General features: G+C 40.9%; 15 protein-coding genes. 6 read left to right on the top strand and 9 right to left on the bottom strand.

What is annotated here, in order from left to right:
- Window positions 1–425: 425 nt before the first annotated feature.
- Together LIT25_08465 and LIT25_08460 are read right to left on the bottom strand one after the other, a co-directional pair.
- Window positions 426–1,223 carry a TerC family protein gene (locus tag LIT25_08465; protein ID USK35311.1) on the bottom strand — a complete coding sequence of 266 codons (798 nt, stop codon included), beginning with the start codon at window positions 1,221–1,223 and terminating at the stop codon, window positions 426–428.
- 102 nt (window positions 1,224–1,325) lie between these two features.
- The gene (locus tag LIT25_08460) at window positions 1,326–1,937 is read right to left on the bottom strand and encodes a DedA family protein (protein USK35310.1); all 612 of its coding nucleotides are present in this window, start codon (window positions 1,935–1,937) and stop codon (window positions 1,326–1,328) included.
- 158 nt (window positions 1,938–2,095) lie between these two features.
- On the opposite strand from LIT25_08460, the gene LIT25_08455 reads away from it, so the two are divergent.
- Window positions 2,096–2,866, top strand: a complete 771-nt coding sequence (locus LIT25_08455; protein ID USK35309.1) for an undecaprenyl-diphosphate phosphatase — start codon at window positions 2,096–2,098, stop codon at window positions 2,864–2,866.
- Window positions 2,867–2,911: 45 nt separating this feature from the next.
- Here LIT25_08455 and LIT25_08450 read toward each other — a convergent pair whose 3' ends face one another.
- A complete protein-coding gene (locus LIT25_08450) occupies window positions 2,912–4,402 on the bottom strand; it encodes an aldehyde dehydrogenase family protein (GenBank protein ID USK35308.1) in 1,491 nt (496 codons plus the stop codon).
- 208 nt (window positions 4,403–4,610) lie between these two features.
- Here LIT25_08450 and LIT25_08445 point away from each other — a divergent pair, with 208 nt between their 5' ends.
- Window positions 4,611–5,468, top strand: a complete 858-nt coding sequence (locus LIT25_08445) for a Ku protein (protein ID USK35307.1) — start codon at window positions 4,611–4,613, stop codon at window positions 5,466–5,468.
- 22 nt (window positions 5,469–5,490) lie between these two features.
- Here LIT25_08445 and LIT25_08440 read toward each other — a convergent pair whose 3' ends face one another.
- Entirely contained in the window at window positions 5,491–6,024 is a 534-nt protein-coding gene (locus tag LIT25_08440; GenBank protein ID USK35306.1) for an HAD family hydrolase, read from the bottom strand.
- Window positions 6,025–6,100: 76 nt separating this feature from the next.
- Here LIT25_08440 and LIT25_08435 point away from each other — a divergent pair, with 76 nt between their 5' ends.
- Together LIT25_08435 and LIT25_08430 are read left to right on the top strand one after the other, a co-directional pair.
- Window positions 6,101–7,939: a DNA ligase D gene (locus tag LIT25_08435; GenBank protein ID USK35305.1), complete on the top strand. Its 1,839-nt coding sequence runs from the start codon at window positions 6,101–6,103 to the stop codon at window positions 7,937–7,939.
- 251 nt (window positions 7,940–8,190) lie between these two features.
- Entirely contained in the window at window positions 8,191–8,547 is a 357-nt protein-coding gene (locus tag LIT25_08430) for a hypothetical protein (protein USK35304.1), read from the top strand.
- Window positions 8,548–8,793: 246 nt separating this feature from the next.
- On the opposite strand, the gene LIT25_08425 is transcribed toward LIT25_08430, so the two are convergent.
- The 3 genes from LIT25_08425 to LIT25_08415 form a co-directional block, all read right to left on the bottom strand.
- Window positions 8,794–9,258: a MarR family transcriptional regulator gene (locus tag LIT25_08425; protein ID USK35303.1), complete on the bottom strand. Its 465-nt coding sequence runs from the start codon at window positions 9,256–9,258 to the stop codon at window positions 8,794–8,796.
- Window positions 9,259–9,441: 183 nt separating this feature from the next.
- Window positions 9,442–10,041: a molybdenum cofactor guanylyltransferase gene (locus LIT25_08420; protein USK35302.1), complete on the bottom strand. Its 600-nt coding sequence runs from the start codon at window positions 10,039–10,041 to the stop codon at window positions 9,442–9,444.
- Between the two features lie 515 nt (window positions 10,042–10,556).
- Window positions 10,557–10,742, bottom strand: a complete 186-nt coding sequence (locus LIT25_08415) for a stress protein (protein ID USK35301.1) — start codon at window positions 10,740–10,742, stop codon at window positions 10,557–10,559.
- A 152-nt stretch (window positions 10,743–10,894) separates the two neighbouring features.
- Between LIT25_08415 and LIT25_08410 the strand changes: the two genes are divergently transcribed.
- Window positions 10,895–11,161 carry a hypothetical protein gene (locus LIT25_08410; protein USK35300.1) on the top strand — a complete coding sequence of 89 codons (267 nt, stop codon included), beginning with the start codon at window positions 10,895–10,897 and terminating at the stop codon, window positions 11,159–11,161.
- Here the strand turns inward: LIT25_08410 and LIT25_08405 are convergent.
- A complete protein-coding gene (locus LIT25_08405) occupies window positions 11,153–11,308 on the bottom strand; it encodes a hypothetical protein (GenBank protein USK35299.1) in 156 nt (51 codons plus the stop codon). The genes LIT25_08410 and LIT25_08405 overlap by 9 nt on opposite strands.
- A gap of 188 nt (window positions 11,309–11,496) precedes the next feature.
- Between LIT25_08405 and LIT25_08400 the strand changes: the two genes are divergently transcribed.
- Window positions 11,497–11,826 carry a MerR family transcriptional regulator gene (locus tag LIT25_08400; protein ID USK36211.1) on the top strand — a complete coding sequence of 110 codons (330 nt, stop codon included), beginning with the start codon at window positions 11,497–11,499 and terminating at the stop codon, window positions 11,824–11,826.
- Between the two features lie 79 nt (window positions 11,827–11,905).
- Here LIT25_08400 and LIT25_08395 read toward each other — a convergent pair whose 3' ends face one another.
- The gene (locus tag LIT25_08395) at window positions 11,906–12,442 is read right to left on the bottom strand and encodes an MCP four helix bundle domain-containing protein (protein USK35298.1); all 537 of its coding nucleotides are present in this window, start codon (window positions 12,440–12,442) and stop codon (window positions 11,906–11,908) included.
- Window positions 12,443–12,515: the final 73 nt, after the last annotated feature.

The following is a 12,515-nucleotide window of genomic DNA, read 5'->3' as shown; positions in this document are numbered from 1 at the left end:
TGTAATTTGAAATTTATATCTAATTACAGGAATAAATTTCAAATAACTGGATGGAATTCTTTCTATTTCTAAATCACTAGCCAATATGGAATCCAAAATGAGGTGTGAAACCACAAAAAGACTCGCCAATTGTCCAAGTTCAACCCGAAAATATCCTTTACTAGCTGCTCATGGCATATTGATCCGTTAAGAAGTGTAAAAGTACACATATTGCAGATGCGATTCAGCCCTATGAACCTAACTATCCGAAACCGGTGTTTCATAATCCGCTGGCGCCTTGTAACTATCTGCAATACCGGTTTCACTTTCGGAAATCAGGTTTTATCTACTGCTGCTTAAATGAGGCGAGTACACCATATAAAAGCCAGCAAAATGCTCAATTCCCAAACATAAAAACACCCGAATTCATTTCGGATGCTGCTTTTTTATCTGTGTTCCGCTTCTTCAATCATGCGCTCTTCTTCTGATTCCGGCTTGTCGCTTTCGTCTTTTGACAGGAACCATCCTGCTATGGCAATGCCTGCAAGGACAATCCAGAAGATCAGCTTCCAAGTAGCTGATTCTATAAAATGTTTATCTATAAGATTGATGTCAGGGTGCGCTAGCGTGTATAACGCGAGCTTAACACCTACCCAGCCGACGATGGCGAAGGCTGCTGTTTCAAGACTCGGCCGCTTTTGCAGAAGTGCAACGAAAAAGCTTGCTGCAAATCTCATGATGATCAGGCCAATAACTCCGCCGGAAAGAATGACTAAAAACTGTCCGCCATCAAGTTCGCCAATTGTCGGCAGGGCGGTTTCTGGCAATGTAACGGCAAGAGCAACGGCAGCTAGTATCGAATCGACCGCAAAGGCGATATCAGCAAGCTCAACTTTAATAACAGTTCCCCAAAACCCTGATTCCTTTCGTTCCTTTTGATTATGGAGATCCTTTTTAAAGACGAATTTTTTTAATATATGATTGATCGAAATAAACAGGAGATAAATCGCTCCGATCGCCTGAACCTGCCAGACTTCAACTAAAAATGAAATTAAAAACAAGGAACCAAAGCGCAGCACAAAGGCTCCCGCCAATCCGTAAAACAGCGCTTTTTTCCGTTGTTCATCAGGCAAATGCTTAACCATAACGGCCATGACTAAAGCATTGTCCGCTGCTAATATCCCTTCAAGGGCAATTAATACTAAGAGTACCCAGCCATACTCGAGCAATAGAGCTACATCCATTCTTTCACTCCTCCTAATCGTGTATTTAATCTATATACCCAATATCATTTCACTTCTATCCTAAAAAACACCTTTTCCTTAACCTGGAAAAGGTGTTTTTATTTAATTCTTATGAGTGAATGTTGTAGGCTTGATTGCTTTTCTTGTCATAAACTTGTACAAAAGAAAAATAATGACAATGACAACACCCGCCGGAAGTAAATAGTCGTTCGCTATTCCGCCTACTTCCTCCCATTTGTCACCAAGTTTAAACCCAAGAAATACGTATAAAAACGTAATAGGAAGCATTGCAGCAAACGTATAAATGGAAAAAATCCAGACGTTCATTTTAGCCATTCCGCATGGTATGGAGATCAGCGTTCTGACTCCAGGCAGGAAACGGGCGGTAAATGCCACCATCGCTCCGTTTTTTTCGAAGAAAGCATCTGCCTTTGAAAGGTTTTCTTCGTTGATAAACATATATTTTCCATACTTTATGAGAAATGGTCTTCCCCCGTAGCGGCCAAGCGCATAAAGGGTAAGCGGACCGATTGTTCCCCCGACCGTTCCGGCAAGAACCGTCCCCCATAAAGTCATATCTCCCTGATAAACCCAATACCCTGCAAGCGGCAGCACCACTTCAGCAGGCACAAACTCAAAGCACAGTGCAAGGAGCACGCCAAAGTACGAAAGGTCTTTAAAGTATTCAATAAAAGCTAGAATGTAATGTTCCATGTTCAGTACCAAACTCCTTTTCAGTTCTACAAGCTATCATACTACACATACGTTTAAAAAGGGACAACTTTAAAGATTATTAATTTTTGGCTTTTTTCGGTTGGATGATGCAGATGGAAGGTCACGAAAAGAGCCTATTCTTTAATTGAGGTGAAGAAATGGATTGGCTGCAGGCAATGATATTAGGATTCATACAAGGTCTGACTGAATTTCTGCCGATAAGTTCAACAGGACATCTCTACTTGGGAAGAAAGCTGTTCGGAATGCAAGACGGCGGAATCTTTCTTGATACGATGCTGCACATCGGAACCTTTATCGCGCTCATCGTGTTTTACAGAGATATTTTACTTAAGCTTTTAAAAAATCCTTTTACCAAGCTGACATTTTTATTATTTGCAGGAACACTGCCTGCCGTTTTCGCAGGGGTGTTTATCAGTGATTTTTTTGATGGCATTTCAAAGTCCGGTGTCACCATCGGGTGGGAGTTTTTAATTACAGGAGTATTTTTATGGTTTGCGGATTCCATAAAAATGGGTTCAAAGAAACTGGATGATTTAACTGCAGGCGACGCTTTGTTTATCGGCTGTTTCCAGGCTCTTGCTATATTTCCCGCGATTTCAAGGTCAGGGATGACGATTGTAGGAGCTTTGATGCGAAAAATCGATAAAGAAACCGCAGCTTACTTTTCATTTTTGCTCTCCATTCCGGCCATATTTGGGGCCATCGTGTTTCAATCAGCAGATCTTTTTTCAGGGCAGGCAGCGGCTATCGGCTTCATCCCTTTGCTCCTGGCAACTTTGAGCGCTGCATTTACGGGCTACATCGCAGTAAAATGGATGATCGGCTATGTAAAAAAGCACTCCTTAAAAGGATTTGCCGTTTATGTTTGGGCGCTAGGGGTGTTAGTCATCGTCATTCAATCTATTTAAATCAACATAATAACTAGCCGTCTCAAGAGGTACGGCTACTTTTTTTTATTTTTTCCTGAAAAGCACCTTTAGAAATGATCGGATTTTAGGGTATTTATTCTGATAGGGATACCATTGAATCTCCGTCTTTTTCTTTCCCCGATCAAGTAAAACAGACTTTTCATGACAAAACACACGTATACCCTGCTTCCCGTGGTACTTTCCTATTCCGCTGTGCTTCACTCCGCCGAATGGAAGATGGTGGTTGGCTACTGACATCATCACATCATTGATAACCGCATTTCCAGTAACGAGCTTTGAAACAACCCGTTTCGCTTTCTTTAAGTCTTTGCTCCAAACGCTGGCATTTAACCCGTAGATGGAGTCATTTGCAAGTTCTATTGCCTCTTCCTCTGATTGAAAGGGCATGACAGTTACAACAGGTCCAAATGTTTCTTCCTGTACTAGCTTCATTTTTTGATGAACATCAACGACAATGGTTGGGGGAATGAAAAGGCCTTGAGACAAATCCCAATCACGCGGCATCGTACCGCTTACTAACCTGGCACCTCCTGCTATTGCCTCTTCCAGTTGTTCTTTCATAATTTCTATCTGGCCCCGATAGGTCATGGATCCAATATCATCATTTACGTCTGTGCCCTGTTTGAGCTTTAAAGTTTCACTTTGAAGTTTTTCAAGAAATTCTTCATAAACACTCTGTTCTACGTAAATTCGCTCAGAGCTGATGCACACTTGACCGCTGTTAGTAAAAGCTCCCCACGCTGCACCCTTTGCCGCCCGGTCCAGATTGGCATCTGCGAAAATAAGGATTGGATCTTTCCCTCCAAGTTCAAGTGTCGTAGGTGTTAATGCTTTAGATGCTTCTTCCTGAATTTTTTTTCCCGTCGCAACAGATCCGGTAAAAAAAATATAATCAGGTTTTTCTCTAGTCAGCGCAGCTCCTACATCTTTGCCTCCATGGGCAACTTGTACAATCCCTTTTGGAAACTCAGCCAGCATGAACAAATGTTCAATGCATTTCCCAACTAACGGCGTAACTTCGGATGGTTTCAGGATAACTGAATTGCCGGCAATAAGAGCATTCAGCATCGGGACCATAGCCAGCTGAAGCGGATAGTTCCATGGTGAAATGACAAGCACAGTGCCTCTTGCCATATATTCTATATAGCTTTTCTTTCCCCAGAAAGTGACCGGCGTCTGCACCCGGCGCACTGCAAGACTTTTTTCCGCCGTCTTTTCTAAAAAAGCAATCGCATCCAAAACCGGCATAACATCCGCTGTGACAGCTTCTACTTTCACTTTTCCAGTATCGTCTGCTATCACCTCAATAATTTCATCCATTCGGTCGAGCATCACGTTTTTTAATTTCCGGATGAAGGAAAGCCGCTCCTTTACACTTTTTTCTTTCCATGTGTCAAAGGCTGATTTTGAAAGCTCATATATTTGCTGAATATGATAAATTGGCGTTTCATCTATCTTTTCAGCACTGTTTAATGTAGCTGGGTTCAGGACGTTCATAGTCTGATTTCGTGACATTGCAGCCCCTCCTTTTTGGAATCGTTATTTTCTAAATGTATTCCCACAAAAAAAGATCATAAACTTTCACCTTAAAAAACGAATCGAAATGTACGACCGTCTTTTTCCTGAAAGAATTGACAGAGTTCAGCTAAAAACCATTTTTTTCTGCACATCATCCGCTCGTAAACGCAGAAGCTAAGAAAAAAAAGGAAAGCAGGAGAAAATCATGCACACAATGTGGAAAGGGTCCATCAGCTTCGGACTGGTGAATATCCCAATCAAATTATATGCAGCTACCGAAGATAAAGATGTAAAGCTCAGAAATTTGCACAGTAAATGTCATACCCCCATTCAATATGAAAAAAAATGTCCTAACTGTGATGAAACAGTCGGGAATGACGATATTGTCAAAGGCTATGAATATGTGAAGGGCAAGTTTGTCATTTTAGATGAAGAAGAATTGAAACAGCTTAAACAAGAGCATGAAGACAAAGCAGTCGAAATTATCGATTTTGTGAACTTGGAAGATATTGATCCCATCTATTTCAACCGATCATATTTTGTCGGCCCTGGAGAAAATGGAGGAAAAGCCTATTCACTGCTTCGTGAGGCCCTTTTAAAATCAGGAAAAATCGGAGTTGCCGAAATGACCATCCGTTCTAAGCAGCAGCTCGCTGTTCTCCGCGTATATCAGAACACAATTGTGATGGAAACCATTCATTATCCGGATGAAGTCCGGAATACTTCTGATGTGCCAAGTGTTCCTGAAAAAACAGAGCTTGGAGAAAAAGAACTTGAAACTGCGATTATGCTGATTGATCAGCTAACAACGACCTTTAACCCTGAAACTTACAAAGATGACTACCGGGAAGCACTTCTTGGTCTCATTCAAAAGAAAGCTGGCCAAAACGAAGGAAAAACACCGGCAGATGCTCCGCGTGAAAATGTCGTTGACTTAATGAGTGCTCTACAGGCAAGCATTGACCGCTCAAAAGAAAAGCCGGCAAAAAAAGAAACTGCTCCTAAAAAACCTGAGCCTGCCAAAGCGAAGAAAAAAACGAAAACAGTCCGCAAAAAAGCGTAGTCATAAAGAAACCCTCGTCAGGTCAAACGAGGTTTTCTTCTTTCTTTATGATCCAATATGCCGCTTCAAGCAGCGTATCAAAACAATAATCCGCACCGTGATCAGCGGAACCTATTAAAATTGTTTTTGCACCCGCGCTTTTCCCTGCGAGGATATCGACATCACGGTCGCCGATCATGTAACTGTGCTCTAAATTGATTCCATATTTCTCAGCAAGTGTTGTAATCATGGCAGGCTCGGGTTTTCTGCAGCTGCAGCCTGCGTACGGAGCATGGGCGCAATAAGCAACCTCATGTATGCGGCCGCCTTCTTGTTCAATTTCCTTAATCATCTTTTGATGAATCCTCTGCAGCATCTCCTCCTTCATATATCCAAGCCCCACCCCTCCCTGATTCGTCACGACAAAAATGGTAAAGCCTTTGTTATAGAGAAGGCTTACAGCTTTTGCCGCCCCTTCTAAAAGATATAGCTGAGATGGATGATTGACGAATTTGACACGGTCAGTCAAAACTTCATTTATGACGCCGTCGCGGTCTAGAAAAACAGCTTTATTCAAGTTGAAACGCTCCCTTTCATAAATAGTATCCGTATGAGAAATAGTAAGTAAAAAAGAATGAAAAAGGACGATTGCCATGTATGTTAAACCAATGCTTCCAACACTTTCAGCAGGAATACCTGAAGGAGAAAAGTGGAGCTATGAAGTCAAGTATGATGGATTCAGGGCAATTTTGTCCATTTCAGAAGAAGGCATCACGTTTACGAGCCGAAATGGGAAAGATTTAGGCGCTCTTTTCCCCGAAATCATGAACGCTGTCCAATCTATCTTTGACAGGCTGAAAGAATTTATGCCGTGCATGTTTGACGGCGAGCTTGTCTCATTAAAAAATCCATATAAAGCATCCTTTGAAGTCATTCAGCAGCGCGGAAGGCTGAGGGCCAAAGAAAAGATCAATCTAGAGGCAGAAACAAATCCATGCCAGTATTTAATTTTTGACCTTCTTGAATGCAAGCAGGAAAAAACAGCTTTTCATGACTATCTTTCACGAAAAACGCTCTTAAATAACATCGCTTCTGCATGCGGTCTGCCTCTTGAACCCCGTAAGAGCAATCAGCTCATCCAATACGTTCCTTCCTATGCGAGCCATGAGACTTTATGGAGAGGCATTCGTGCATTTGACGCGGAAGGAATGATTGCAAAAGAACATAAAAGCAAGTGGGAGGCCGGGGTGCGCACGAAGTCCTGGCTGAAAATAAAAAATTACAAATATGCTTTGTTTTTCATTATAGGATATGACAAGAAGAATGGGTATTTTAAAGCGGGTGTTTTCAAAGGAGAGAATGTGATAGACGCGGGTGTTTTTTCTCACGGGCTGGAGGGGGCTGACCGTGACTCTTTAATTAAGATTCTAAAGGAAAATAAGGATAGCGAGGATTCACAATGGATCACGATTTCCCCTGCGATCTGCGTGGAGCTGCAATTTCTGGAGTTCTATAAAAATCAGCTGCGTGAGCCCTCTTTTTCTGCCTTCAGGTTCGATCTTTCCCCGCATGAATGCACCTGGGAGCAGCTGAAGCTTAATGCTGTTTCGTTTCACGAAGATGTCCAGATCACACATCCTGATAAACCGCTGTGGGAAAGTCCCCTGCGGACGAAAACAGACTATCTGGCTTATTTAGTGGGGGTTTCTGATTATATGCTTCCTTTTTTGAAAAATAAACCTCTCACCGTTATTCGATATCCGCACGGAACCTCTGATGAAGCCTTTTATCAAAAAAATTGCCCGGATTATGCGCCTGAGTTTGTGGAAACCGCAAAGCAGGATGGAATTGACTATATCATGTGCAACGACATCTCAACCTTGATCTGGCTTGGAAATCAGCTCGCCCTGGAATTTCATATCCCTTTCCAGACTTTTAATTCCTCTTGTCCGAATGAAATTGTCTTTGATTTAGATCCTCCATCGAGGACTGATTTTCACTTGGCTGTCTCAGCAGCGCTCGAAATGCGCAAGCTCTTTGACTCATTCGGACTTGCTTCATTCCCAAAACTATCAGGCGGAAAAGGAATACAAATTCATATTCCCATTACCAATAATCGGTTTTCATATGACCAGACAAAAAAGTTTACATCCTTTATTGCGGATTACTTAGTCAATGCATTCCCAGAATTGTATACGATCGAACGGCTTAAAAAGAACCGCGGAAACAGGCTGTATGTCGACTACATTCAACATGCTGAAGGAAAAACGATCATTGCGCCCTATTCTGTCAGAGGGAATCCTGAGGGTGCATATGCAGCGGCCCCTTTATTCTGGGATGAGGTGATGCAAGATCTGAAGGTTAATCAGTTTACTATGGATTATGTAGCAGAGCGGATTAAAAAGGGCTGTCCATTTCAAGATTACTTCACTTCGCCTCAGGATGAAGTGATTCAGCAGGTATTAGATTTTATAGAGAAAAATAAGCAGTAACACCTCTTTAATTAGGCGGTCAAAGGAAAAAAGACAGCAATCTTGCTCATATGGAAAGTAAATCGCTTATATTAGAAAGAATTTGAAAAGAATCGGCAAGTAACCAGGTTAAAACAAATACGTTCAATGCAGGTCTTGCTTACCTGTTTGAAATTCTCATTTTTGTTTTCTTACAATCATACACGTATAAGCCTGAGGTTTTCGCAGCGCCCTTCTTCGACAGCACATTTGGCTCGCTTATCAGTCAGGTTATGATTGTGCCGATGTCCGCTGCCGTCATCGCCTTTTACAAATTAGATGTTCCGGTCATGCTGCTGGTCAGTTTTTGCATATCCGCTATAGAAGTCCTATTTTTGTATTTAGAAATATACGAGCACTACTGGTGGAAAACTTATTTTACGACGTATTATTTTCAGCCTGGCTGGTTTTCGGATGCTGCACGGGATCATATCGGAGGCTTGCTGATTGTTCAGCTTCTCCTGCTGCAGAAAGACTTTGTTGTATCGTTTCATGGATTTTTTTCATTTGCAGCTCTTCATTTGTTTATTGCGGGAGTAAGCAGTCTTGTTTGGATTTCTTTCTTGCAAAAAAAGAATAGAAAAAAATAAAAAAGAATGCCAAGATTAATCGGCATTCTTTATAACTTATGACCATTTTTCTTCAGCTGTTATCCATTTATTCCCTTTTTATATCAAATGATTGAGCTTTTGCTCGTAAAAATCCCCAAAATTTTCAACCTGGGAAATGTATGGTTCATAATATATGATTTCATTTAGAATTCTCACACTGCTGTAAATATTGTTTGATCTTGTCCTAAAAAAACTTCATTAGTCTTCCCGGCATCTGCGGGATTTTTAACGAAACAATAAATGCTGGCTATGAACGCCTGCTTTTTTCAGCAAGGCCATGAGCTGCTGCTGTTCCTCTGTTGATAGTCCGGAAAATGCGCGTGCCATTCTTAGCGTGTGAATCGGGTAGATTTCATCCAGGTAGGTTTGTCCTTTTTCAGTCAGCTTCGCATAGACAGACCGTTTATCTTTAGGATCTTGTTCACGGTAAATAAATTCATTTTTTTCAAGCTTATCAATCACGTAGGTGACATTGCCGCTTACAAGCAGCAGTCTTGAACCGATTTGCTGAAGCTTTTGCGGGCCCTTCGTGTAAAGCAGTTCAAGCACTGAAAACTCCGTCGGATTAAAGCCGTGTTCTTTGCTGTCGCGGATGGAGTGCTCTGACACACTTTTAAAAGCCCTTGCAAACGTTTTAAATAAATTGAGTGCAAGTTCAAGTTCTTCATCTGTATAAGACATCATTCTCATCGCCCTCTTACTTTAACATTCTTTAAATGTCTTAAGATTCACACAGTTCTACTATTTATTCTACTATCAATCCTGTGTTTTTTGAAGTAGTTTCTTTTTTGATTTACCAGATTCATAGGATTCAATTAGGCCTGCCCGATTTCTGGATTTGAACTGTATTGAGGACTCATTCCGGTCCTATGATTACCCCACTCCTGGATTTGAATTTTCATGTGACTGCTCTCCTAAAATCATTAAATCCTCTCTTTTATTCATATTGGCAAAACGGACGGGATTCTTAAAATTCGATTCATTTAAATAGACGGGATTTAACTTGTCCAACAGAGTCATCATTTTTAATTCTTTAAGATCTAATAATCTCTCAATCTCAGGTAAAACAGTGCAATGATACAAAGCACAGAGAGGATGATATTTTCCATCAATGACAGGAATAACTGCAGGATGTTTTTCATTTATGCCAGATAGCAGAGCTGCCAGAATATCCTGATCAATAAGCGGCATATCGCATGCCAGTACAAGATACCATTCTGCCTGAACCTCTTTCATTGCTGTATACAGTCCAGCGAGAGGACCCATCCCCCTATATTTGGCGTTATCCAAGATATATTGAACGTTTTCAGCAGAACAAGCCATTCGCCCGATGACTGCCACAACTTCTGTTACCGCTTTCAAATTCTTTAGTGCAAGCTCTAAAAAAGTGCTGTTTTTATAAGGTTCTATGGCTTTATCTGACCCAAACCGGCGTGATTGCCCGCCGGCTAAAACGATACCTGCAAGTTTCATACCCAATTAGCTCCTGCCTTCATATCTTTTCATTATTTTAACACACAATGTTAAGCGGAGGCTATTTTCTGCAGGCGAACTGATGTGGAAGAACGTAGAAGAAATACTTTTAAATGATTGATAAAGAAGAATTCATCGTTTGTAAGCCTTGGAAAGTCACTTCAATCATAACGACTATGTTGTCCGCTTTATTTTTATAGCAAAAATTGATTTTTGCAGATCGGTGAGGGATTTTACTTGAGGAGAATATAGATGGATTTCCAATAAGGGCTAGGATAGGATGCGCTGAAGCTGCTTCGATCATATTTGGCGTGCAGATTGAAGTGATGCCTCTCCCGCAAGAAAAAAAGCCGGAGAAGAACTCGACTTTGAACCGAGGCTTTCTTATTCATTGAATTTATCGAAAACAGCAGGCACTAGATCAATTTGCCTCCGAAAAAGTTCCTCCTAGCCCCAATAAAGACAAGGTCACATGCACACTGAATGCTTTCTTTATAAGCACTCTGAACTCACGCTTATACAGACTTTTTATGTGAAAGCTTGATTAAAGGGATATTGTTATAAAAATAATGGTATTCCTTTTTTAATTCTGACAGCGTCATGCTGCTCAAAACTTCTTGATTATAGATGCAAAGAGCTAATAGTTTCTTGCAGTAAAAGGCTCTTTGATCTTCCAATGCTTTTTGAAATAATTTACTCATTTTCTCGTTTCCCCTTTCTATTTGTTCTCTCTTCACTCTACACGTTAATTGTTGCTCTTCAATTAAGAACGTGTAAAATTTCACTGACATGTGTTAAAAAGATGTAAATGGTCGACACTAGTTTCTAAAACGCTCTGGGAGATGATGAAACAGTGAAGCACATTCGGCTGGCAGCATTCCGAAGAAATCAGCATAATCAAGACATTTACTTTCTTAATACACTTGAACCAAAACATGAGCAGCTCTTTTTCGCACGCCTTTCAATTCCTGATAAAAAGCTTCTTTTTATATGTGCTTATGAAACAAAACTGGATCGCTTTGGTGATGTAACCTCTTTATTCACAGAGGAATACATCGATGGGCTGAATCAATTTTTGGCAGGCTATTCCTCCTATCCGCTCAGCAGTCAATCAGGATGATTTTTTTAAGAAGCCGTTTTGCACAAAACGGAGAAATTCATAAGCATCTTTCCCGATAACGGTCTGGAGATCCTCAAGCATCTCATCCCTCCTTACATCTAATTCAACGATTTTTTTGGCAATTTCAGCTGCCTTCTTCATGTCCATGCTGTCTCCTCCTTCTCTTACTGTTAGTTTAATAAGAAGCAAATGAAATATCAGCATTATTGTCAACAAACCTCACACGTTATTTTCTTTTTTCTTACAAATCATGTTAGATTTCCTCACAAAACTTCACTTTCCCCGGTGAGGGTGAGGTATAATTGGAAAAAGAATCTAATGTGCGGGGTGGAAATATGGAACAGCACGACCACTCATATAAAGACAAAAAAGTCATTTCAATTGGAATTGTCAGCGAACTAACAGGCTTATCATTAAGACAGATCCGTTATTATGAGGAAAGACGTTTAATTTCGCCTCAAAGAACAACAAGGGGTACAAGAAAATATTCATTTTCCGATGTGGAAAGGCTCATGGAGATTGCAAACAAACGGGAAGATGGCGTACAAACAAATGAAATCTTAAAAGAAATGCGAAAAAAAGAAATGCGCAGCAATCCCGATTACCGCAAAAAAATGCTCGAAGGCCAGTTAAATGCACAATTTCATTTTCGCAATAAAAAGTGAAGGGCGGTTGTCAGCCCCTCATTTTATTGGTGTCTAAAATTGAAAACGATTGACGAGCCTGCTCAGTTTTCCGGACAAGTCAGATAAGGAATCCGCATTGTTGCGAGAGAATCAAACCCCTCTGTAAGCTCATCCGCAAGATTCTGCACATCCCCGGAGCGTCCTGGTTCACTGTTACCCTCATTCCAGAATCAAAGCTTTTAATGACTTCATCTTCAATGATTTCTTCCCATTCAGCACTTTTTTTCATTAATTCGCGGCTTTTCGGGTTATCACTTTGAGCAAGCAGTTTTTTCTGAAGCGCCTGACTTTCTTCGGTCAGCTCATAATACTGATCTTTATATTCATCTTTTCCATAAATAAAATATGCTCTGATTAAAGATACACGCTGTGTAATATTGTCACTGAGCTTCCCTTCCGCAAGAAGCGGCTGCATGTCCTCCTGCACAATCTGCTTCGTCTGTCTGTTAACCATGCTGAAACCGATCATACTAAACGCCGCCATCAAAAGACTGAGCACAATAATAACCGAAAAACTGCCCAGCAGCTTCCCTTTTAAAGAAAATGATGCAAAGCGCTTTTTCTCTCTTGGCTTCCTTATTTTTAATCGCTTCATCTTATGTGCCCCCTCTAATCTGAAAAATAGACAATATTCCCCATATCAGCCTGATTTCCAATGTGAAATTAGG

It is taken from the genome of Bacillus sp. F19 (assembly GCA_023823795.1).
Classification (GTDB): domain Bacteria; phylum Bacillota; class Bacilli; order Bacillales; family Bacillaceae; genus Bacillus_P.
Note: the sequence above shows the minus strand (reverse complement) of the source record. Positions and strands in the feature narration are given on the sequence as shown.